The organism is Lysinibacillus sp. GW247-5R2A (genome assembly GCF_059424475.1).
In genome coordinates, this window is the sequence record NZ_JBWKZL010000006.1 from 1 (window position 1) to 22445 (window position 22445).

At 35.7% G+C, this 22445-nt stretch carries 33 protein-coding genes and 2 pseudogenes; 3 read left to right on the forward strand and 32 right to left on the reverse strand.

Annotation, left to right across the window (positions count from 1 at the left end; translation table 11 throughout):
* A pseudogene (locus tag AC07YC_RS10425) lies at positions 1-441 on the forward strand (transposase); the annotation flags it as partial.
* A 126-nt stretch (positions 442-567) separates the two neighbouring features.
* On the opposite strand, the gene AC07YC_RS10430 reads toward AC07YC_RS10425, so the two are convergent.
* The 16 genes from AC07YC_RS10430 to AC07YC_RS10505 all read right to left on the reverse strand — a co-directional run bounded on the left by AC07YC_RS10430 (position 568) and on the right by AC07YC_RS10505 (position 10433).
* Positions 568-1236 carry a M15 family metallopeptidase gene (locus AC07YC_RS10430; protein WP_494919293.1) on the reverse strand — a complete coding sequence of 223 codons (669 nt, stop codon included), beginning with the start codon at positions 1234-1236 and terminating at the stop codon, positions 568-570.
* Positions 1233-1637, reverse strand: a complete 405-nt coding sequence (locus AC07YC_RS10435) for a phage holin family protein (RefSeq protein WP_494919294.1) — start codon at positions 1635-1637, stop codon at positions 1233-1235. Before AC07YC_RS10435 ends, AC07YC_RS10430 begins: the two co-directional genes overlap by 4 nt.
* Positions 1638-1715: 78 nt before the next feature.
* Positions 1716-2453, reverse strand: a complete 738-nt coding sequence (locus AC07YC_RS10440) for a hypothetical protein (RefSeq protein ID WP_494919295.1) — start codon at positions 2451-2453, stop codon at positions 1716-1718.
* Positions 2454-2619: 166 nt separating this feature from the next.
* Positions 2620-3210 carry a siphovirus ReqiPepy6 Gp37-like family protein gene (locus tag AC07YC_RS10445; RefSeq protein WP_494919296.1) on the reverse strand — a complete coding sequence of 197 codons (591 nt, stop codon included), beginning with the start codon at positions 3208-3210 and terminating at the stop codon, positions 2620-2622.
* The gene (locus AC07YC_RS10450; RefSeq protein ID WP_494919297.1) at positions 3167-3430 is read right to left on the reverse strand and encodes a Gp37-like protein; all 264 of its coding nucleotides are present in this window, start codon (positions 3428-3430) and stop codon (positions 3167-3169) included. The genes AC07YC_RS10445 and AC07YC_RS10450 overlap by 44 nt, the downstream gene beginning before the upstream one ends.
* A gap of 116 nt (positions 3431-3546) precedes the next feature.
* Entirely contained in the window at positions 3547-3996 is a 450-nt protein-coding gene (locus AC07YC_RS10455; RefSeq protein WP_494919298.1) for a DUF4355 domain-containing protein, read from the reverse strand.
* Between the two features lie 221 nt (positions 3997-4217).
* On the reverse strand, positions 4218-4586 hold the full coding sequence (locus AC07YC_RS10460) for a hypothetical protein (RefSeq protein ID WP_494919299.1): 369 nt from the start codon (positions 4584-4586) through the stop codon (positions 4218-4220).
* Positions 4587-4850: 264 nt separating this feature from the next.
* Entirely contained in the window at positions 4851-5105 is a 255-nt protein-coding gene (locus tag AC07YC_RS10465; protein ID WP_494919301.1) for a hypothetical protein, read from the reverse strand.
* A gap of 55 nt (positions 5106-5160) precedes the next feature.
* Positions 5161-5490, reverse strand: a complete 330-nt coding sequence (locus tag AC07YC_RS10470) for a phage minor head protein (protein ID WP_494919302.1) — start codon at positions 5488-5490, stop codon at positions 5161-5163.
* A gap of 118 nt (positions 5491-5608) precedes the next feature.
* On the reverse strand, positions 5609-5929 hold the full coding sequence (locus AC07YC_RS10475; RefSeq protein WP_494919303.1) for a hypothetical protein: 321 nt from the start codon (positions 5927-5929) through the stop codon (positions 5609-5611).
* A complete protein-coding gene (locus tag AC07YC_RS10480) occupies positions 5926-6504 on the reverse strand; it encodes a phage portal protein (RefSeq protein ID WP_494919305.1) in 579 nt (192 codons plus the stop codon). Before AC07YC_RS10480 ends, AC07YC_RS10475 begins: the two co-directional genes overlap by 4 nt.
* The gene (locus AC07YC_RS10485; RefSeq protein ID WP_494919306.1) at positions 6497-7345 is read right to left on the reverse strand and encodes a phage portal protein; all 849 of its coding nucleotides are present in this window, start codon (positions 7343-7345) and stop codon (positions 6497-6499) included. The genes AC07YC_RS10480 and AC07YC_RS10485 overlap by 8 nt, the downstream gene beginning before the upstream one ends.
* A 12-nt stretch (positions 7346-7357) precedes the next feature.
* A complete protein-coding gene (locus tag AC07YC_RS10490) occupies positions 7358-8620 on the reverse strand; it encodes a PBSX family phage terminase large subunit (protein ID WP_494919308.1) in 1263 nt (420 codons plus the stop codon).
* A 122-nt stretch (positions 8621-8742) separates the two neighbouring features.
* Positions 8743-9408, reverse strand: coding sequence for a hypothetical protein (locus AC07YC_RS10495; protein ID WP_494919309.1), 666 nt, complete (start codon positions 9406-9408; stop codon positions 8743-8745).
* Positions 9409-9480: 72 nt separating this feature from the next.
* Positions 9481-9687 (reverse strand): hypothetical protein, encoded by a 207-nt coding sequence (locus tag AC07YC_RS10500; protein ID WP_261612747.1) that lies wholly within the window; start codon positions 9685-9687, stop codon positions 9481-9483.
* Between the two features lie 239 nt (positions 9688-9926).
* A complete protein-coding gene (locus tag AC07YC_RS10505; RefSeq protein ID WP_261612748.1) occupies positions 9927-10433 on the reverse strand; it encodes a hypothetical protein in 507 nt (168 codons plus the stop codon).
* A gap of 212 nt (positions 10434-10645) precedes the next feature.
* On the opposite strand from AC07YC_RS10505, the gene AC07YC_RS10510 reads away from it, so the two are divergent.
* Positions 10646-10834: a hypothetical protein gene (locus tag AC07YC_RS10510; protein WP_494919310.1), complete on the forward strand. Its 189-nt coding sequence runs from the start codon at positions 10646-10648 to the stop codon at positions 10832-10834.
* Positions 10835-10865: 31 nt separating this feature from the next.
* Here AC07YC_RS10510 and AC07YC_RS10515 read toward each other — a convergent pair whose 3' ends face one another.
* The 5 genes from AC07YC_RS10515 to AC07YC_RS10535 form a co-directional block, all read right to left on the reverse strand.
* Positions 10866-11282 carry a hypothetical protein gene (locus tag AC07YC_RS10515; protein WP_494919311.1) on the reverse strand — a complete coding sequence of 139 codons (417 nt, stop codon included), beginning with the start codon at positions 11280-11282 and terminating at the stop codon, positions 10866-10868.
* A 179-nt stretch (positions 11283-11461) separates the two neighbouring features.
* Complete coding sequence (locus AC07YC_RS10520; RefSeq protein WP_494919312.1) at positions 11462-12736, reverse strand: hypothetical protein; 1275 nt, start codon at positions 12734-12736, stop codon at positions 11462-11464.
* A gap of 556 nt (positions 12737-13292) precedes the next feature.
* A complete protein-coding gene (locus AC07YC_RS10525; protein WP_494919313.1) occupies positions 13293-13460 on the reverse strand; it encodes a hypothetical protein in 168 nt (55 codons plus the stop codon).
* A 25-nt stretch (positions 13461-13485) separates the two neighbouring features.
* Entirely contained in the window at positions 13486-14898 is a 1413-nt protein-coding gene (locus AC07YC_RS10530; protein WP_494919314.1) for a hypothetical protein, read from the reverse strand.
* A 297-nt stretch (positions 14899-15195) separates the two neighbouring features.
* Positions 15196-15633: a hypothetical protein gene (locus AC07YC_RS10535; RefSeq protein WP_494919315.1), complete on the reverse strand. Its 438-nt coding sequence runs from the start codon at positions 15631-15633 to the stop codon at positions 15196-15198.
* 328 nt (positions 15634-15961) lie between these two features.
* Here AC07YC_RS10535 and AC07YC_RS10540 point away from each other — a divergent pair, with 328 nt between their 5' ends.
* Complete coding sequence (locus tag AC07YC_RS10540) at positions 15962-16678, forward strand: copper amine oxidase N-terminal domain-containing protein (protein ID WP_494919316.1); 717 nt, start codon at positions 15962-15964, stop codon at positions 16676-16678.
* A 324-nt stretch (positions 16679-17002) separates the two neighbouring features.
* Here AC07YC_RS10540 and AC07YC_RS10545 read toward each other — a convergent pair whose 3' ends face one another.
* The 11 genes and pseudogenes from AC07YC_RS10545 to AC07YC_RS10595 form a co-directional block, all read right to left on the reverse strand.
* Complete coding sequence (locus tag AC07YC_RS10545) at positions 17003-17416, reverse strand: RusA family crossover junction endodeoxyribonuclease (protein ID WP_494919317.1); 414 nt, start codon at positions 17414-17416, stop codon at positions 17003-17005.
* Positions 17417-17426: 10 nt separating this feature from the next.
* Positions 17427-18242, reverse strand: a pseudogene (locus tag AC07YC_RS10550) (DNA adenine methylase).
* A gap of 77 nt (positions 18243-18319) precedes the next feature.
* The gene (locus AC07YC_RS10555; protein ID WP_494919318.1) at positions 18320-18499 is read right to left on the reverse strand and encodes a helix-turn-helix transcriptional regulator; all 180 of its coding nucleotides are present in this window, start codon (positions 18497-18499) and stop codon (positions 18320-18322) included.
* An 8-nt stretch (positions 18500-18507) separates the two neighbouring features.
* The gene (locus AC07YC_RS10560; protein WP_494919319.1) at positions 18508-19134 is read right to left on the reverse strand and encodes a dUTP diphosphatase; all 627 of its coding nucleotides are present in this window, start codon (positions 19132-19134) and stop codon (positions 18508-18510) included.
* A gap of 18 nt (positions 19135-19152) precedes the next feature.
* Positions 19153-19332 carry a hypothetical protein gene (locus tag AC07YC_RS10565; RefSeq protein ID WP_494919320.1) on the reverse strand — a complete coding sequence of 60 codons (180 nt, stop codon included), beginning with the start codon at positions 19330-19332 and terminating at the stop codon, positions 19153-19155.
* Between the two features lie 18 nt (positions 19333-19350).
* On the reverse strand, positions 19351-19860 hold the full coding sequence (ssb, locus tag AC07YC_RS10570) for a single-stranded DNA-binding protein (protein ID WP_494919322.1): 510 nt from the start codon (positions 19858-19860) through the stop codon (positions 19351-19353).
* Entirely contained in the window at positions 19857-20231 is a 375-nt protein-coding gene (locus AC07YC_RS10575) for a YopX family protein (protein ID WP_494919323.1), read from the reverse strand. The genes ssb and AC07YC_RS10575 overlap by 4 nt, the downstream gene beginning before the upstream one ends.
* Positions 20232-20490: 259 nt before the next feature.
* Positions 20491-21537, reverse strand: coding sequence for a DnaD domain protein (locus AC07YC_RS10580; RefSeq protein ID WP_494919324.1), 1047 nt, complete (start codon positions 21535-21537; stop codon positions 20491-20493).
* Between the two features lie 21 nt (positions 21538-21558).
* Positions 21559-21750, reverse strand: coding sequence for a hypothetical protein (locus tag AC07YC_RS10585; RefSeq protein ID WP_494919325.1), 192 nt, complete (start codon positions 21748-21750; stop codon positions 21559-21561).
* Positions 21751-21825: 75 nt separating this feature from the next.
* Positions 21826-22179 (reverse strand): hypothetical protein, encoded by a 354-nt coding sequence (locus AC07YC_RS10590; protein ID WP_494919326.1) that lies wholly within the window; start codon positions 22177-22179, stop codon positions 21826-21828.
* A gap of 34 nt (positions 22180-22213) precedes the next feature.
* Positions 22214-22417: a helix-turn-helix domain-containing protein gene (locus AC07YC_RS10595; RefSeq protein WP_427513844.1), complete on the reverse strand. Its 204-nt coding sequence runs from the start codon at positions 22415-22417 to the stop codon at positions 22214-22216.
* Positions 22418-22445: the final 28 nt, after the last annotated feature.

Consider the following 22445-nt stretch of genomic DNA (forward strand, 5'->3'; position numbering starts at 1 on the left):
CAAAGCCAATTTAACTCAGACAATTGGCAGTATGATGAAGAAACAGATACCTATACATGCCCCTATCAAAAACATCTCAGATTTACATATCAATCTGTAAGAAATGATCGTACGGGCTTCCAACGTACGCACAAAATCTACGAATGCGAAAACTGTTCGGGATGCCCGTTCCGTTCATCATGTACAAAAGCGAAAGAAGGCAACAACCGAAAAATCATGGTGAATGAAAAATGGGAACAACAAAAAGAATATGTAAAAGCAAAGCTTTCAGAAGAGGAAACAAGTGCCATCTATCGAAAACGTAAAATCGATGTGGAACCAGTTTTCGGATTCTTGAAAGCTAATTTACGTTTCACTCGATTTTCGGTACGCGGAAAACCGAAGGTTGAAAACGAAATGGGCTTAGCATTAATGGCAGTAAATCTTCGGAAATATATTGCCATTAACCAAGCAATAAGGTAAAAATAGTGGAAAATCTTAGTCAAATAAGCAAAAAGGGAAATCGAACAGCATCGATTTCCCTTTTATCTTGAATATCAGCTAGTTCTGTCCCAGCCTCCTTTGATGTTAAGAACTACGTTGTGCAATGATAATTTTCAATCCTTCAAAATCTCCGCCAGTTAATGTGCCTGCGTCGAATTTATCTAGGTGTGACTTATTAATAAGATTTTTATCTACTGCTTGTTTGAGGTAGTCACGCACAGCAGCTTTAGTTGTTTCGTTTGTGAATTTCATTGTGTCATCCTCCTTTTCTATTGGTTTTTGAGTACCTTCTACAATAAGTTTTACCTTTACAGCGCTGCTTATTGGCACTACTACTTGTCCTTCTAATTGATAGCCTGCTGGCATTTTCCATGTTGTAGGAATTTCAAAATGCGGTGCATCGTACTTTCCTGCTTCCCAATATCCACCCCATTCAATGCCTAGTTTTTTAGCTATCGCTCCCACTTTTGAAAGTGTAGAAATATCATACAAGTTTCGCGGAGGAGCTACAGCAATATCCCAAGCTCTGCGTGATGTATGATTACTATTGCGTGTCCAGGTAACTACTTGCCCTGGTCTCATTCGCCCTTGTTCATACAAATAATTTTGGCGCGCTTGGCTGCGGTATGTCTCTGTTATGAATATGAAGTCTATACCTGCCTTATAGCATTCTTGAAAGAGTAATTGACAGGCTGTTTGAGCAGCTGCAGTTAATTCACTTAAATCTCGACATGTTTGAGTTACGCTTGTCATTTAACCTCACCCTCTCCTGATTTATCTTTTACAATTGCTAAAATATTTTTTACAAAGTCAGGCATTGGCAAGCCCATTTTAGTACCGTTTTCCGTGATCGATATAAATTCAAGAACACAAAATGCAATGGCTGCTCCATCCCCTGCGTACTCAATGCCAGAAATCACAACGGACAATAAATAAACCGATCCTACTAGCATTAAATAATAAATCTTGCGTATGATGCCGTTAAAGCCTGTACGACTATTTAAGTTTTGATTAACGACTCCACTCATGATGCCAGTGGCATAATCAATAGCCATGAAACCGATTAGAACCGTCACAGCCATTCCTAACCCATCAACCGAATATGAAATAATTGTGCCGATTGCTCCACTTACTGCAGCGATCCATTTTTCCATTACAACACTTCCTTTATGCATAATAAAAAGCACCCTCAGCTGAGGGTGCTCGTCTACTTTAATGAAATTCATAGTATATTAATTACTACTTTTATACTCAGTATAATTTTTTAATATAATCACGCTTATAAACGATCCAACTCCACCAATTACATATAGAATCAACGAAAATCTTCCGAAAAATAGAAATGGACTAAACATAAAAGCAATAGAAATAACTATCAATATTACTATTAATAATATCATTGGAATATTTCTATTTTGATTAGAGAGCTTAAATAATTTACTAAATGGTATTTCTCCGCTCCTCACCTCTCTTATTTCTAACCCCTTCCAATCTTCTAGCATCATTTGAACTTTTTTATCACTCTTCTTACGGAGTATCAAACAATTATTTGAAGACATTTTAATAATTTTCCATTCTTCGTTCGTATTATCTAATTTTAAATAGTAATCAGCAGTTAATGTTAATTTTTTTTCAAACCAATTCATTATAATGATTAACACCTGAAATAGTACAACTATAATTGCACCAATAACTAGAAAAATTGATATTACCACACTAGATTCCACTGAAAATATTTCTTGTCTTTTCTCCGGATCGAATAATATTCTTACATATGAGATTATCATTATAAATGTAACAATTACGATTAGTTTCCAGAAACTTATCTTTATTCTTTGTAAATCATTCATAAATTTTTTTTCAAATTGCGTTGTATTCCAATAGTTAATTGCTCTAGGAATAACGTATATAAGAATAGACAATAAAAATAAATAATGTGGATTATCTATTACGTTTTCTAATAACACCATGGTTCCTTTCCTCCAATCCACAAACTACATTCGACAAAAGGAAAGGATTTCCTTCTAATTTAGACAATAAAAATAACGCTAAGCGTCTGCTTGCGTTTACTTCTTTAACTCATACTTCAATGCGTCAATCTCACGCCTCATTTTACTGATAAAGGTAGGTTTATCATTATCGAACACGACCTCTATCTTTCATCTTTCGCTTGCCGTATTCATAAATTTCTTTTACAGCAGTTATCCGAGTGTCCATTGTAACACCCCAGCCTTTATCACGAACGGTAACCACATCACCTACGCTAAAACCTTTGCCGTAGACTAATCTTGATGTAGTAAGTATCTGGCCGCCTAAATAAATCTCTTGGGCATGCTCGGATAACTTTTCATTACCACGTTTGTTTAAATCAGCTACAACCTTTTCAATCGGACGTGGGTTTCCCTCATCGTCTTCCTCTGATACATCTCTGGCATCCACAAACATTTCATATCGGTCAGCTCCTACAACGTCACCAATCGAAATAATTCTGCGCTCTATGCCTTCACCCTGACCTGCTACGACTGCGAAGTTTTTATAATCCAAATCACTTTCGGTGTATTCGAGGGATTCAATTGTTTCAAACTCAGTCGAGAAAACAGCTTGTGGCTGCCCTGTTTGATTGGCTACTAGATTTCTTCCTTCTTTCACAACGAATACAAAACGCTTATTTTTCAAATCGAGCTCAATGTTCCAACCTAGACCATGAAAGTTCTGTGAGTTTTTCATTTAATGGGTCATATCGTGAGTTCTCTTCAATAACAGGTCCTTTGTTTTTGTTAGTGCCTAACACTAATCTTGGAAAGATACGAGCTGGATCACTCGGATTAATCATCTGCGTGTTCACAAAATGCCGCATAACTGTTTCTACATTACCTGTCACACTTTCATGAGTCTTGCCTGCCGCTGGATAGATAAGGCGCTGAGACGTGAAAGTTTTTAGAGCCAAGGCTTTAATGCCCCAGTTCTCCGTTTGCTTGCCGTTTTCGTCCAGCTCAATTTCTCAATGCCTGATGATGTAAGCTTGATCTAATCGATTGTAAGGGAAGATGATATTACCTTTAATCAATTACCAACAAAGAACTCTACTAATTTACTGGGTAGACTCTTTTCAGTTGCAGTGGATAGTGCTTGATTCACTAACTTTTCTCGTGCTGCTTCTATTTGAGACTGCTCAAACTGCGCCTTTAAATCGCGTAACTGTTTCGCTTCCTTCGATTCAGGTGGATAGCGTTTAGCAATCTCATCTTCTAATTTCTTTGGAAGTGTTTTAGTTTCATATGTTTTGATTGCTTCTGTAACACGAGTGTCTGCAAAGGACTGTAAATAGCTCTTACCTTCTGCATTTTCGTTTAAGAAAGTTTGAACCGATTCAAGTGTCAATGTAGCCCCTTGACCGTTACCGTCATCTCCTGGTAATGGGTTATCCGCTGGGGGAGTTCCTTCGTCACCGTCAGCAAGCATCTGAATATCTAAAGGTATTAAAGTTTTTAAATTGAATGGATTTTGATTCATGATTTCCTCCTTGCCCAATTTAGTTATTCGATTGAATCCCTAAACTGTTCAAAAGTGTATTTGTTCTCGTTCTTTATAGCGTCTGCGAGAGGAAAGACAAAATAAAAAGTCATTCAAAACGAATGACTTGTAAATATTTGTAATAAAGTTGGATTTGTTTAGATTACAGTTAAGAAAAAGTAAACTTTCATAAAGGAGAATTACTTCCTTTCTTTTCATCTTCACTTATTAGTTTGGCTGTTAGTTTTAACTAGCTTGCTAAAAAATCTTATAATTAATTGCCCTAAAATATAAATAATTGAAACAAATACAATGGCGGCATCTCTGCCAAAAGGTTTAAACCAACTTCCATCATCAACTATGAAAAAATAGCCAAATATCAAAGAAATAACGGTCATAATAAAATTCAAGCCAAAGAACAAAGGCAATTTAATGTTTCTCGATGATATACCTACAACAATTATGAACACTAGAAATACCTGAAACAAAAAATCAGCTTGTTGCCTAGCAAGATGACAATTAAATTCGTAAAAATGAAATAAGAAAGGAACTGGAAATAAAAACAAAATACTTTTAATAAATCTCTTCAATTTATATATACCCCCATATTATATTGATAAAGAAAAACCACCCATAAGTGTAATTCTACACTATTGGGCGGTTTTTTCAATATGGTGTAGTTTTATTCCTAATTCTTATTCTACTGAACTGTTCCTTTAGTATAAGTGACAATCTTCACAATTTCTTTGTTCCATAACGATTTCCTTTAAATGTGTTACTTAAGAAAATTGCCCGATTGTTGAACACAATTTAAACAAAACACCAAAATCGATATTAAAAGAAATCATCCACACTCACCCTTCACCTCTAAATTGTTTCCTCCAATCCTCGTAACTCACGAACGGCACTGTGACACTTGGAGGTTTAACCTGCTTGTATGCTTTGTTAAAGGCTTGCCTGTAAGTTAACCCTAAGTCAGACATATAAGCATCAATACGAGCAGCCAATAGCTTTTGGTACGTATCATCCATGTAATCTCTGCCTCTACGGTATTCAGGTAACTTGCCATTCACCATATAAATCGTATGGCAACGACATTGAATATCCATCGATGCAATACCCCATAAACGAGGACCTTTTGCTTTCCATCCTAAACTCGGTGCTTTATCTTGCAGATGTTCTGGCTTGTGATCGCTCCCCCCCCATTCCGTTATAGTGGAAATAGCCATCTTTATCAGCTTTTTGACCATCTAACTTACGATGTGATTTGCGGACCCTAGTATCAAGCGAGGACATCCATACTTTGGTTAGCCGTGCTGTTTTGCTTGCCTGTTCCTCTATTGCTAAATCTACTTGTGATCTAACTCGGCCACCTTCTGTACGAGCAACTAGGATAGCCTTCTTTCTTGTCCAACCCATAGCTTGTTCAATTCGTATCGCCATATCTGTGTAGCTTTCACCAGCTTGTAAACTCTGAGCTATCTCGATGTTCAAACGCCCGATAATGTCGTTCCTGTGTGCTTCTAATATCTTAGGTAACGTCAAAAACTCAACAGGATTAGTTAACACTGCTTGAATCACCTCAGCAGATGGTATTTTAAAGCCCATTTCCTCACCTGTAGACTGCTGTAAGAGATATAGCCATCAATAAGTATCTCTCGATGTAAATACGTTCCTGTGAAGCTTGTATAAGCTTTATTATCTCTTTGTAATCAGTATTTAGCTGTTGAGTTATCAACTTCATCTCTTGATAAAAGCGATTGTACTTGTTTACGTCAGTCCAAGTAGCTTGTCCGTTCTTCCCGAACTTGCGGTGCATTTCTAACATTTGAGCAAGAATAGTCTTTAAACGTCGTGCAAAAACAACCTCAATATCTTTTTCAGCTTTGGCTTCTAAATCATCTAAGACTCGATTGATTTCCTGTTGATTCATGTTTCATCAACTTCTTTCAGATCATCGTTATCCTCGTTCAATGGTTCAAGCTCATTTCCATACAATTGAGCGTCCTTCTGCATCTCTTCAAGTTCATACTCCACATCATCAACAATTGATAACTTAGAAAGGCGAGTATGTTCTGACACTAACCCTTTTAATGCTTGTGAAGCTTGAGCCTCGGACAACAAATCAATAGGAATGTTGCGTTTGTATTCATACCAAACTTTCAAGTAATCTTCCTTAGAGCAAATACCTTTCTTGGCCCATGCACTACACAGCACCTTAAATTGATAACGTAGAGCAGTCGTAAATTTTCGCTCCATCGTCTTACATTTGTTCTCAAGTGCCATAAGCTTATATTTCATTGCTACGCCAGTAGCATTACCTGCAAACGATTCATCGCTAAAGTTCACACTCTTAGCTAATCGCATGATGTTCTCTTCTAAGCGATCCAAGTGGTTCTCAATCATTTGATCATTGACGTCTTTGGTTAGATATTTAATGTCATCATCTTCACCCATTAACTCAAAAATGCCTGTTCGAGCAACTTTCTTAGCGTCATCGTCATCCATTCCCATGGCCTTTAAGTACTAGGTAGGCCAAACGGAATTGTTCTATCTCGTTGGAGGCATCAGAAAGAGTTCTATCGTAAGCATCAATCAGGTTATACACCTTGTCTGCATCACCCTGTAGTTCCTCGTTATTAGGGACTCCAAATAAAGGGCAATAGTCGAATAAGTGTTTACGTTCATCTTTTAAAACAAAAGGTGAATCAGTATCAGCGCGAGTGTAGAGCCTTTCAGTTGTTGTATCGTAAAACACCAGCTGTTCAAACTCTACTTTCTCACCCTCAGCATTAAGTTCAGCGCTTTTGTAATATCTTAAGCTATACTTAGGTTCACTGACATCTGCTGTTTCTGAAAGGATGATAGTTTCCCACGGATCAATCACTGTTGCTCTTTCATTTCCATCAGTATCAATGTAAAGCAAACGTGCTGAATAACCGCAAATGGCTGTTTTTTTGCCTGACTCACTATCTAGGTCATCAATAGAATTACGCAAATTAAAAAGCTCAATCGCCTCAGATAATTTATCAAGGCTTTGAGCTTGCTTGTCTACTACGTATGAAATTGGATTACCAAACATGTAACCAACCTTTGTATCTACTATTTCAGCATCTAAAGGATTATTAAGAGTATTGTTCACCTTGTCGTCAACACGGACTACATCGTCATTACCTTGCGCATAATCGGTTGGTTTACGTGTTAAAATCGGTACTGCGGATAGTTCAGCTTTGTACCGATTGTAGTTAAGTAATCGCTTTTTTCGTTCAGCTTTAGTTTCTGAAACGAGCTTATCAAGTAATAAAGGAGTAACGCCTTTCTCGTCGATATAAGCAATGTATTCGTTCACTTTACCACCTCCTTATTTTGAATTGACACCTTTCACACTAGCAACATCATAATCATCCAGCCCGTACCACATTGCTGAAAATGTGTGCGGATCAATATTAAATTCGTCTTCATAGATTTCATCTGTTTTAGGATCTTTCTTGAAGGTAAGTTCCTTCAACTCTCGAATTGTATTCACACAAGCATCCGAACAAATGATTCGTTTGAAACGTTTCATTTTCTTTGTATTCTCTACGCGCGTGAGCTTCTTACAAGCAAACATACGAAAGCCTCGCTGCTTGTAGTAAGCAATTGTTTTCGGCTCCGCATTATAAGATTTAATAATTGATTTTTTTAGCCCTTCTTCCTCAAGTTCATCTGCAGTTTTATCATAGGTCATGCCTCTTTTGTAATACTCCCAATAGATATACAGCCATTTCTTCTCATGATCTACAACCATACGTAAAAGCGCATTGTAGGAATCGACAAAGCCAAAGTCCATGCCATTCTTTCGAATTGGTTTTCTAATCGCGGCTATCTCAGCCATTACCTCATCATGAGGCTTTGTCTCAAACTGTGGAAGCACTAATATTCCATTGACACCGAAACGTCCTTTACGTGCAATTCTATAAAGATCAGGATCATATAGCTCCATCTCATCAAGTTGTTCGATATAGCTTGCTGGCAAAAATAAATTATCATCAGCTGTTGAGTGATGATAATATGTGTTATTCACTATGATGGTTCTTAGCTTGTATAGTTCCTCATCATCTAAGACAAAATAGTTTTCCAGCTCGTTTTTAAAGAAATGCTTGTACACCCAGTTCCCTTTTGATACTGGATTAGTAGAGAGAATAATGAACAAGTCTAGCGTTGGGTGTCGCAAACGACCAAGTAACTCTTTAAACCCGGCATACTTAATCTCACTACATTCCTCCAACCAAATGAGAGAAATATTGTTAATGGATTTTAGCTTTTCAGGCTTATCCATCCCTCGAAAGATTATCTTTGAACCGTTCGGGAATTTTACAGTCATTGGCGAAGAACTTGTCTTAACCTTGCCAGATAAACCTAAATCCTCAATGATTTCAGTAAACAAAGAAAACGTACTATCTCTGTGTGTATCGTAAACTTCACGAACGACAAGAGCTGTACGTTTTTCTTCTAACAACTTCAAAAGTATTTTGAGTGCCACATGATATGATTTAGAAGATCCATACCCACCGACTAAAAGTTGAGTTTTGCAACTCCAGTCGAATAGGAAATCATCAAAGCGAGGATTAATTTCTTTCTCCATTACCCCTCACCCTTTCTCTTGATGACGATTTCCATAGGTCCATCATCTTTATTATCAAGTTTTTCAATTTCAGCTGTCGTCTTCTCAATGTTCAACTGCATTTGCTCGAGTTTTAGCCTACGTTAATCATCCTCTGTTGTAAGGTCCATAAACTGCTTAACCAAGTTTCGGTGTTCTGCAAATGCCCTCGTTTGAGCTTTGATGTAAGATTCATAACGTTCATGAGCATAAATGACTTTAAATGTTTCGCCACTACCACCTTCACCAGATGAATAACCACTTGTTTCTTTCAAATGGTCAAATGAATCTTCAACCCACATAATCTTCTGGACACGGATGATAGCAGCGAAGCTTAGTTCGATTTGTAGCCAAAGCTGATCAACCACATCGAAGTCCTGCAATGCCTCCATGATCTCGACTTGTTCATCGAATAAGAACTTACTTCGCAAGCCATGAATCATAGCAGCCCTGTTCCGTTTGGTGAATTGATTCTGTGGATTTGGATTGCCACTCCTCTTCTTCACTCTTCCATCCTTCTTAGGTGGTTCATCTTGTAGGATTTCATCGGTATGAGGTTCGGTTGCATCCTTACTAGAAATAGATGCAAACTTCTTAGTTTTGGTTGCATCCTTTTCAGTTACATCCCTAGTCCATGGATTACCGTTTTTAGAATCCCGGCTCTTTTGGCTCTTTATAGTACCTAAAGGAACATCATGATTTTCAGCAAGCTTAGCTAAAGTAATCTTTGTGGTTTCCCACTCTAATTTAATTTCATCCCATTTAGCCATATCTCATAAACACCACCTCCAGAATTCAAAATAAAAAAGCCGCGTTCGAATGAACGTGACTTTTAAAATATATTACTTCTGTTCAGTTATAACTACTTTTGCAATTTCTGTTACCCTAATAAACTCTGCAGAATTTTCAAAAGTGATTTTAACACTTGAACCTTCTTTCATTAGTTTTCCTATGTAATCTTCAACTTCTGAAAAATCTTTATACTCATTTATGCTCTCCCCTAACTTATAACCATTATTAGAGTAAAACTCAATAATATATTTTTTCATCTTCTTCACCTCCTACATAATCCAATTATATCTTAGAAAATGAAATATATGTAATAACTTTTTGCCCTCAAAAGTAAGTAACACTATTCATTGTAGTAATCTACCAATACTTGTTGTTTCAGATTTAAATTGCCTTCAATCAATGGCATCACCCCATTATGCTAATTGCCTTATCAAATAAAAAATAGCACCCTTATTGGATGCTATTTTAATATATAAGTTATTAATCTGGTTCACATTTAAATCATTTGCTTTTTAATTAATGCAATGATTTCATTATGTAATTCTTCACCATTTGATTTTTTAAAGTCCGTTATCATACTATCAAAATGCTCTTCATTCATTAGTATCCTGATGTTTTCAAGTGGTTGATTTAAATACTTATTGTAATTGTCTAATTTCACTTTAGTTGATTTTTTTAGGATAAAGCTGTACATTTTCATAAATTTTTCATATTCTTTTATTTCATCTGAATACTTTTTGTAACCTTCTAAATACTGCTCTTTAGTAAATCCAGTAATAAATGTACAGTAAAACATAGCTTGTATCCTAGCTTCCTCGATACTAATGATCTTCTCAATCATTTCAAAACCTCTATCTGCAATTAGATTACCTTTTCGATTTGTTTTTTGTAGCAACAGGTTTGTTCCACCACTAAATAAAAACGATGTTATTGCACTTATAACTAAAGTAACTGCTGTGGATATAGAAAAAACCTGATCAACTATAACTTCAATTTGATTCATTTATCTCACCTCCCACCCAATCATAAACCAAAAGGTAAGAAATTTGTAATAATTCTGCTTTCAAAAGCAAGTACCGTTGCTCTAGCAGTCATAGGGAGGAACTGATCGATACTCACTTTTCAAGGCAAAATAAAAACATCCCGGAGGAATATTTAAAAAAGGATAATTAACTTTTATGTCGAATATTGGTATTTAAGGAGGTGAATAACACTATGGCAACTTATATCGTAAATACTGGTCCTAACAAAGAGGTACATCGTACTGCTTTTACAGTAGCATCTTGCAAAATATCTGAAATTACTCCTTCTCACAGGGTGGATACTGATACTGACTATACTGTAGCTTATCCAAATGAATATGACGGATGTGCTTATTGTTACCCAGAAAAACACCATAAGTAAGCTTTTACAATAGAGGAGTTGGCAGACTCCTCTATTTAATTATTCCTAAATCTCTTTTATATTCGACACTATTTGATTGATGCCATTTTTTACAATCCAATTCTGTTAGACACCCACTCTTCAAAGGCATTATTGAAACACCATTATCTTTGCCATCTGCAGAGAAGTAAGGATAAGGGTTATACCCCAATTGTCTAGCTATATTAATACTTTCTTGAGCAATTAAAACGTGTGGTGGATATTCACGTTCTTTCCAAATTCCAAATCCATTTTGATATTCCACTATTTGCCCTGCTCTTCCGTGTCCGCAACAACATCCTATCGTTTTTATTCCTCTTTTATTTAAAATTTGAACTTCCTCTGCTATACATGCATCAACAGCAACCACATTTTTATTTTGATTCTTATTTATTATGTTTACCCATCTATAAACACCATATAAACACATATATTCACCTCATTATTTAGTATGCTCTTAAAACAGAAAAAATTTACATAGAATTCCACCCTCAAAACCACACCAAACTCTGCCCTCTCAACTCGTAGTGTTTTGGCTGTTTGATGCAGTTTTCAAAGCATAATAAAAGCCACGTTCAAAAGAACGTGACTTCAAATAACTAAATATAATTACTTACCGTCTGTAACTGTTGAAATACCTCGCTGAAGCATACCTGCAAAACCTGCCATTGCTCGGTGAGCAGCAGCTTCACCTGTACGAGAATAAGCCACGATTACAGATGAACCATTAGTTGATTCTGTACCTACGAATACTGTTTCGCCAGCTGTTCGTACAGCTTTATCTAGGGCTACCAAGAAAGTCTGGTCACCATTCCATGCTTGAGCATATAAGTAACCCGTTGTACTAGCTGTGTGTGTAGCAAGCATGTCGTCAATTTCTGTTCGAGAATAACCTAAAGCTACAACTGCTTGAATAGTACTTTCTGTTAACTTTTTACCTGTAAAGTCAGCTGGTTCACTTAGTTCATAAGCTTTCTTGTTTGGCTGAGCGTCAAATACGCCTTTGTAGAAGTTACCGATTTTCTTCGAGTCACTGATTAGTCGGGATCCAGGAATTGTTGATAAAGACCCTGTGTAAACAATACCGTGAGCTAACCATGCTAGACTCATACCGACATAGCTATTATAGCCTGATGATGGGAAGAACTTACGACCGTATTTTGGAGGAGTATTAGCACCACCGATAGCAATCGATGCTTTAGTTCCAGTAGCATCAAGAGTTGCACATTTATCAAAAACATAAGTACCAAATTTATATAAAGCATTATACTTTGGATACTGTGATGCAGAAGTATGTGTTGTAATTAAATCAGAATATAATGCTAAACCACCTGCATGTAGGATTGGTCCATTTAGCGCAAAATTTCCGTACTTTTGATTTCTCCAACTATTTACCGCTAAATCTAAAGCTGCATAGTTTGGATTTGAAGAACTATCAATCCAAGTTGCAATTTGATTTGCCATTGAAATTGTAGCTGAAGCCATTCGACTTTGATCAGCTGTTCCTAAACTGTAATAAACACCTTTGCGAGCCATAACTAAACCAGCTAAAACAATACCACCTGCTGGTGAACCACCAAGGTTAGCATTAGTTGAAAGTAAGGACTGTCCAGAGCTATTTTTTAAGCTTTCCATTGCTGTTAATGTAGCAAGGATTGCTGTTTTCGCATTATTTTTCACTGAAGTTGTTGTTGATTTATCATACAGACTAGTTAGAAATTGTAGTTGATTTCCTAAACGTTGGAATCGGAGATCCACACCTTGATTAGCACTGCCTGTTCGAATTGCTACCACATTTGAGTATGTTGAATTGTAAGATGTACCTTCAGGGAATTGTTCATTAAAAAATCTTGTAGCTTCAGTTAATGTATTAATTGTTGTCATGTTTTCTTCACCTCATGGAATTTTTTTGTAGAATCTTGCTTTGTTGAATTACACTTTGATTCCTCCTTGTAAATAATTGAACAATCCTCTTTTTTCAATAGAAAAAACCACTCATATATTTTGAGTGGTTTCATGTATAAAGAGAATTATGCTCAATATGATTTCGATCTTACTTAAGCAATTAGCCTTTTATATTAATTAAGATACCTAATCTCTTAAAAAATATGGGCCGGCCGTGTATGTCATGCTCCGAACAAGTTTGCTCAGCGCAAGTCGGTCGTCGGTCTGTCTTTCCCTAATATTTAGGTTTTTATAAATACCAAGGGAGGAAAACCTTACCGCGCCGACCTACCTCCGAGTTTACATCATATTTTTCCTTTCACAAAACATGCTACATGTTTTACATTTGTTCCTTTTGTTACATCTTTTACAAGTATTGAATGATAAATGATATGTATTTACCTTTATCTTTGATCTAATCAAGAATTTCTCTCTCCAATACAAATAAAAAAACTCTTCAAAGTTATATATAACCTTGAAGAGGATGTTTTATGACCTAATTAATTCTGTCAGAAATATTAACTTGTGTATATATTTTGTTAATACCATTCTTAATATCCTTCAATGAAGCACTACTCAACACTAAATCTTCGGCTTTAGCTAACTGTGTTACGGACACTCTTTGATCTAAAATACGTACAATAAAATCAATGAATTTTGCCATAACTGTTCGCCTCCATTTCCAACCTTTATTTAGGTGTCCCTAATTTTAACACATTTTTAAACAAATTCAAAGCAATTTGTTCATTTATCATTCTTGTATTGGCTATTAATAACAGGACAAACCTTCTTTTTCCTTCGCTGTCGTTCTCCGTCTCAATACACAAATTATAATATCCTCTATTCTCTTTTTGGGATTTCCCTCCTTTATAGTTTCGCAACAAAATACAACTTGCCAGATCTTTTTCATCTGTTTTCTGTTGCTCAACTATTTTTAAAATATCCTTATGGTAACTGCTTTTTAAAGTCTTTATACGTTTTAAAAAATCCACTTTTTTTGCAATATTTGAATTCTGAATACTTGATTGAATATTTTCAAATAATACACCCAAATCATTTTCGTTATTTATTACATAAGGATTACTTATATCTTCATTACCTTTAAAAGCTATATGTATATAATCCTTAATTTCAAAGAAATTTAGGTAATGTACAGATTTATATCTATTTTTTTTACTAAAAAATCTTTTACTCACTTTCCAATCCTTAATCCATTCTTTAAAATCAATAACAATTTGGCTATCTTCTTTTAAATCATTCAACTCATGAAATGAAAAGGATTCTCCAGGATTGTTTTCTTTATAATATAATTCAAAGAGAAAATCATATACAGCTCTTAAATAAGGAGCTGGAACATAAATTACTGACTTAGTCAATTTAGATAGAAACTTTTTTGAAGTAAATTTGTTCAATTGATTAATATTTATTTCCTTAATCGTATCTCTATTGAATAAATTTATTATTTCCATTGGTACTTCAATCTGTTTTGGTTTTATTTTACTTATTTTGTCATATTTACTATCATTTCTCCATACCTCATCAATTTCATATACTATATTTTTTTCTGAGGTTGTTTTAGTTAATTCAAAAAATTGAAAAGATATAATTCCAAGGTTGTTATTTTTTATATTTTCACATCTATTTCTTAAATTATATATAAATTGAGCGTTATTATTTTCATATTTATTTAGAAAACCATATCTAAATCTGAAATCCACTAGAGGAGAAACTATTCCTAGTCCTAAAAGAATTATAACTATACCAACACTCCCACTTAGCGTAAACCTGATTAATTCTATACTATCCTTTATCACTGCATTTTGAATATTTACATATCCAGCTCCTACCATCCCTAAGATAATTAATAATAACGAAGCTAATATAGGTAGTATTCCATCTCTAAAAATATATTCTTTAAAATGTCCCCAACTTTCTTTTTTATATGGTTCTCGTTTTCTTCTTTCTCTTTGTAATAAAACGATTAAAAATAACACTCCAATTAAAATTAATCCAAAATTCACGCCTAAATAGTAATTTGAATTCAAACCATTTGAAACCAAATACCCCCAACAGGTGGCAATTACATTCCAGATAGTTTCCATCATTACATTATATTTAAACAAGATCAAAAATGTTACTACGTAAATTAAAGTTACAATAAGTATCTTTCTTATGTAGAATTTGAAGTTGAAAATTATTAGTAACATAAGGAATACATAAAAAAGACCAATTATGATTTCCATAAACCCCACCTCTATTTATCGTTCCATTAATAACCACATTATGCCATATCCTCTTACATATAACTATCTTTCATTTTATATCAAAAGTATTAAATACAAAAAAAAGCTTGGAAAAATTCTATTAAATTTCCCCAAGCTTTACTCAGCTATCATACATTATTGTAACATCATCTGACTCAAAATTTTACTTCGCACTCTAAATATGGTTGTACTAGAAAGTTTCATATGCTTCCCAATTGTTCTCATGCTATCCCCGTCCAACAATCTATGAAGGACTTCCACCTCTCTATCGCCAACCACATATGAAATACGTTGTTGTACTTCGGCAATCTTTTGTTCATATTCCTTAATACGATAATTTAGCGAATAAACACGACGTTGTACCTCTGTGTATACTGGATCACTTGTACCTCCACTAGCCTTTGGCAATGTTGCCTCAATGCCATACATAGCCGTTTTAGCTCCAATGTAACTATTGTTATCAGCCTTCGCTACTGGCTGCCTTGCTTCCACAATCGTTTCAACCATCCACCGATAATTCTCAATCCACTGAAGTAAATCTTCTTTCGTAACTTTAATTTGCCCTGTTAACATAGGTTTGCCCTCCTAAGTTGTGTTATAATTACTTATCTGACTAGCCTAGAAGGGCATAAACCAATTCGAGCTGTAGCGTGTGCAAACGCTGCGGCTTTTTCTTTTCTTTAATGGTTCATTCGATTAAACAGAGCTAATACATATAAACAAAGTAAACACATATATCTTCCTTATTTTTAAAAAAATATTAAACTTGCTAAAATTGTCCATTATATTATAATGATATGAGTAAAAAGGTTATTTAATCTTATCAATAAACAACGAATAAAGAACCATTAAACTTGAGCAATATGTCTCATTCAATTAGATTTATGGAGGAATAATATTTATGAAAAAAAAATTAATCGGATTTTCAGTTGCAGGTGCGCTCCTATTAGGAAGTGCTGGTGTTTATGCTAGTTCTAATAGTAAAACACTCGAAGTTTTCTATAATGTCAAAGATATCAAGATTAACCAGGTATCTAAGATGCCAGAAAACAAACCTTTTACATACAATGGTACTACTTATGTTCCATTACGCTTCATTAGTGAGCAACTTGGATCTCCAGTGGAATGGGATAGCGCTAATCAAACAATAAATATAGGGAAAACTAGTGAAAAATCTGCTTTTTACCCTGGAAGAGATCTAGATTATATGAACTTCCAAAGCGAAGTAGGTTTTAGCGATTTATATAGTTATTCATTTAACCAAAAAACAATTTCTGATAATATTGGAAATGATTATAGCAACTACATTACAATTTCAGCTAATTATAGGGGTGATCAGTGGTCATTGCTTGAATTTCCTTTAAATGGTCAATTCCACACTTTTAAAACTATTCTTGGATTGACTGAAGAAAGTAAAAATATATCTACAGAATTAAAATTGGAGGTTTATCTTGATGAGAAATTACAAGAAACCTATACAATTTCTGCTGGTGAAATGCCAAAGAATATCGAATTAAAACTTAAAGGTGCCAATAAAATTGGCTTTAAATTAATTAAAAAAGAACGTACTGGAAATAATGCTACCGTTGGTCTATTTGATGCAAGATTTTATAAGTAAGGCATATTAAGGGAGGAGAAAAATCCTCCCTTTTACTCTTCAATACACATATTTCTTTATCTATTATTCCAATAATTACCAAGCCATCATCTCATCAAGCAATCTTTCGAATATTCACTTAGCCCACCTCCGCAAGCGACTGATCTACTCAAGCTCTTTCCCAATGCTCTGTAGCTCCCTGAAAACCTTGCACCCTCTACATTTTTTGGTAGGATCATAGGCTCTCTTCTTGGGACACCCTTTGCATTTGAGGTGAGCTATATGGTCCTGTTGATTGATTAACCTTGCTCTACGTTGTTTGACTTCCTTGCGAACTGTGTTCATTCAGGCACTCCATTCAATCGTCACCTCTGCCCTTGGATTATCCGAATACCACTTGCGAGCAACTAACTCTGTCACTTGGCTATCGTCACGCCATATAACCTTACTTAGACCGTCTTTTATGCCCTTTGCTAAGTTATCGATGTCTGGCTTAGTTGTTGGTCGCAACTCACCATTTAACGCCTGCTGTAGCTTTTTCTTGCTATTGCTGATAGCTTTTGGCATCTTTCGGTAGACATCTATAGTTAACTTTATATCCTCTGTTACTAGTGTTTCTGGTGCTATTTGTGAAGCTACCAATCTCACGAATGATTTACAGTCTTTGGATTCCTTCGGATCGAATGTGCCGTTTCGTGTTACTCGTGGTCTTTGCTGTGCCTGTACATCTCCTGGTATTTCAATTGTGAGTACGTTCATGTTTGCCCTCCTATACGATTTCAAAAAGAGTCATCTGTTTTGTATTTTCAAAAGCTATTGGATTCATCCATAAAACTTCAACTGCAGTTTTTCGTTTATCGCCAGTGAATCCTGTTTTTATTTCAAAGGTCTTGTGATTCCATCCCTCTAGATATTCTTTATAAAGATCACTATCGTAACCAGAAAGTAATACTGGACCTTGATGTTCCTTTAGCATCTGCAGTAACTGAATGTGATTTGTATCTGAGTATTCGTTTTCGTAATGCTTTGATACCCTAGATGAATGCACATAAGGTGGGTCAGCATAGATTAGTACATTCGGTCGATTGTACTCATTAATAAGCTGAATAGCATCCTTACATTCAATTTGTACATCTTTTAATCTAGCTGCAGCACTAAATATCCGGTTTTGTAAATCGTGCCATTCATACGTGTTGTATGGTCCGTTTTCACTTACATTTCTACGCCACCCGACATTAGAATTAGTTTTGCCCCCTATAGCCATCCATCAACGAACCAACATCCTGCGAGTATCCTCTATTGGATTGGATGACTTTTCTTGTGATAGTTCATACTCTTTCCGAGAATATAAGGTGTAATGAGTAAGTCGAGCTAATTCAGATGGATTATCACGCATTTGGGTGAACATGTTAATAAGTCTGCAGTCGATATCATTTATTGTTTCAACTACTTTTTTTGATTTGTTGAAGAATACTGCCCCACTACCGAAGAATGGCTCTAGATAAACTTCATGAGCTGGCATATGGTCTATAATCCAATTTGCCATGGTCCATTTCGAACCAGGATAATTTAAACTCCTTTTCATTCCTTCACATCCTTTATTAGCACTCTTAGAAGTCTGCTGATAAAACAACCTAATGCCGTTCTACCAGCAGCGTATATTTAATCCTCAAGCTTAATGAGTTGTAATCTGTTATTTACTTCACTTTCCGAACGTCGTTGATAAGCACCTGACATGTAAAATCGTATTGTATTAGGTTTAACTCCACGTTCCTCAGCTATCTCTTTTACAGTTCCGATGGCTACCATCTGTTCACCTTTGTAAAGTGCGTATTCGTTCATGTGGCACCTCAATAACCAGCGTCTTGACGCTTATGATTTACTTCATTTTTCTTAAAATAAGCTTCCTCGATTTGCTCCCACGAGAAGCCAAAACCATTCATACCAATGTTTAAGAACAAAATCCAAGCCGTTCTAAAGCAATATTCATTGTTTAAATAACCAAATGCGTACTTACATTTGCCTTCTTCTTCCTCAGTGAATTTTCGAATATACGCCATACTTAAGAAGTAATCCATTTCTAAGAACCAACTTGTTAAATCACCATCAAATTCGTCTGGATCAAGTTGCTGCTCGTATACCCAAAGTGAATCTTCCCATCCTTTTTGGTTTGCGATTGAAACAAAGAAGTGAACAGCATCAACAAATTCTTCAAGTAATTTATTTGTCTTTCCCGTACCGTTGCATTCTTTACAGTCTTTGAAAGTAAACATATCGCCTGAACCGCCACATGTTTTACAATCTTGCTCGCCCCTAGGCTCCTGGTCATTGCTCCAATGCTTAAACCATCGTCCTTCATTTGCAAATTCAGCTAATTCAACTTTCAAAGCTAAAAATGTGTTAGGTGCTAACTTGTAACTTGTTACCTTCCAACCCTTTATTTTTAATAATTCGAGCATCAAGCATTTTTTGTGCATCTATAATATTTTGTAAACTCATTGTTCTACCCCTTTTCCGAATTTCATTAAGACTTGATATGGCCTTGCTTCATATTCAAAGAATTTAATATCACTGATTGGGTACCAATGGTTCTGTCTTTCAGCTTTAATTTGCTTTTCAAGCTTTTCTCTTGTTTTTGCTCCAATGATTTTCTTTGTAGGCTTTTTCGTTATCATCAGTAATCACCCCTTACATCAGAATGGAAGATCATCCTCATTAACTTCAATCGGCCCTTTACTATTTGCAAACGGATCTTCATCTGCTCTTGTATAACTTGGCTGGTTGTTATTACTGCCAACTTGCCCCTGTGAACTGCCTTGATACTGTCCACCTGTATTTGTACTAGATTCGTGGTTTGATGTGCCCTGTGAGCCTCCTGTGCTGTTTCTTGGCTCTAAGAATTGGATACTGTCTGCTACAACATCAGTAGTAAACACACGCTTACCATCCTGCCCCTCATAGCTGCCTGTTTGGATTCGCCCTTCCAAACCTATTAAATTACCTTTCTTCTGAAAGTTTGCTAGATTTTCAGCCTGCTTTCTCCAAGCCACACAATTAATGAAGTCTGCCTCGCGTTCACCCTGTTGATTTTGGAATGTCCTGTTTACTGCAACCGTGAAGCGACATGATGCAATGCCGTTCGAAGTAAAACGCACCTCAGGATCTTTTGCAAGTCGGCCAACTAATACAACTCGGTTGATCATGCTGTTGCCTCCAATAATTCAGGGTTTTCGTAGATGTTCCCAACGATTTCAGCAATAAGGCATTCATTGTGCCAATCATAAAATTCGATTAACCCCTCTTGTGTTTTAAATTCACCGCCCTCAGCTATGAAAGCATCATAATGGTACTTAACCAACCAATTAGGAGAGTAATCTTCAAGCGCTAGTATGTCCCCTTCATAAATCTCCTTACCATTCTTGTCCTTTAAGCCTGTGTATTGTTGGAAGTGATAACGATCATTATTAAATGCCTTCATCCCCCAAGTTCCAAAAGGATTATTTATGAAGTTATCCCAATCAATATATTTTTTAACTCTCGCTTCCCAAGCACGAAACTTAATTTCTCTACTCATGCCGTAGCCTCCTTGAAATACCTTTTATTGAATGTAGTATCAAAAGCTCTAAGACTGTAATTAAAATCTTCAATCAAGCTTGGGAAAATGAATGTTTTCATCCCTTTGGGATTCGAAATATAGACACCAAAGTCAACTCCATTTAATGCCCTGAATGGTGCTACATTAAAACCATTGGATTTATTAAAACCTTTATTAATCAATACATCTTTATACGCTTGAGCTTATTGGATGTTGTTCTTTTTTCGTTGTCGTCGTCTCATTCGTTAACACTCCTTTTTCCTAGCATCTCTAAAACTTTTTGTCTCTCAGCCTCAAAATCAATAGTATTGTTACTAGTTTCAGTAGCTGGCGTTGGTTCTTCACTATCATTACGATTAGCGAACCACTCTGGAACAACTTCCGTACGACCTTTTGTTTTTTGATATGAGGATTGACTAGATTGTTGTCGCTTATTTTTGTCCCTTTCTTCCTTGGCCTTTAGTTGCTCAACATTTGTTATAAAATCCTTTCTCCAGTTAGCCAAGATTCGCTCTGTATAATGCATTGGTTTATTTGGCTGTTGAAGTGCAGTAATCTTCATGGCTTCATAAACCAGTGCTGGATCATTTTCACATGCCATGTGCTCAATGCATTCGCAAATGTAGCCAGATATTCTTTGAATGTTTTCATCATAGAATTTTGTTAAGAATATTAATTGTTCCTCAGTGACAGACGACTGACCGACTTCACTGTCTGTTATTTGTTTTTCTTTTTTATTTTCTTTTTGTTTTTGTTTTTCTGTTTGTTTTTCTTTTTGTCCACTTATCGTCGACGTATCGTAAGAACCAACATCATTACTGGATTCTTCATTTTCTGACGTATCGTTATACGTATCGTGGGACGTATCGTAGTACGACTCGTAGACGTTACGTACAGAATCATTCGAGATTCCTTCGCCTACCCATCGGATAAGCGAAGTATCCTTCACTTCTTTTAACTCTGATTTCACACAATCAAGAATCGGTTTACCCCCGCGATTCAGGTTGTATTTCCCCCAATTTTTAATGGCTATCTCACGCGTTTCCTCGTTGTATTTAATGATCTTGTGATGGTCCCTAAAGCGTTGTAGCAAAGCACCAGCACTTTCCATTGAGTAGCCCATATCGAAAGCTATTTGTTTTTTAGTAATTTGATAGATGCCAATTTGAGTCGTACTTTCATTTGTCAGCAAATACAGGAAGAAGTACTTGTCCTCTGCTGTCATTTCCTCAACCACACGAGGATCGTTCCAAAAAGTTGTGTAGACGTATCTGTATTTAGCCATTTGCCCTGACCCCTCCTATTGCTATTCCTTGATTTCTTGGTAATCAACCACATCAATGTCATCAACTTCAGCGTTACTACATACTTCATGCCAGTTAATTGCAGAATCCAATATTTCATTTTGTTTTTGCCAGCCCATTCCCTCCCTATACGCAACCTCAACCGTGTAATTCACTCGTAGTTTTGCTGTACCTTCAACTTGTAACTTAGCCATTTCTTTAGCCCTCCATATTTTCAATATTCAAATTTTTAATCATAGATTTATTCATAAAGTTCACATGTTTTTCAGTTAATCTTTTTCAACCCACTCCACTAAATAGCGATTTATTAACTCGTTGCATAAGTATCGTAATTGTTGTTCTGTGTTTCCTTCATCATTGAAGCCGATGCGATAAAAAGCATCACCCATTTCCCACAATTCAGGACCTCTTGTTAAAAACTGCGACATGATTAAATCACAAATGCCATTTTCATAGCTATATACTTCGATTTTTGTAGTAAATCTAAAAGTATTTGGTACATTCATTACAATTGTATTTTTTTGAATAAATCCGTCTCCAATTTCAAAAGTTCCGCCATTAACACTTAATCCTTCTAAATCCTTAAGAGTAGGTGCTTTTTTGAATCTTAATATTTTATCCATTGTTAATGTCCCCTTTTCATTTACGGTATAAAAATCATCTTGCCTGGTAATCTAAAATGTCGCCTACATTACAATTCAGTACCTTGCAAATTGCCTCTAAATCTTTTATTTTCACACTGTTAGAACGGCCGTAATACAGTGTTCTTAGCGTTGTCATTGAAATGCCTGTCCTAGCATGAACATCTCTTATTTTTAAACCACGTTCAGCCAACAATACAGCTAGTCGAATTTTAATCATTGCTACCTCCTATAACAGTCCGTCCTGT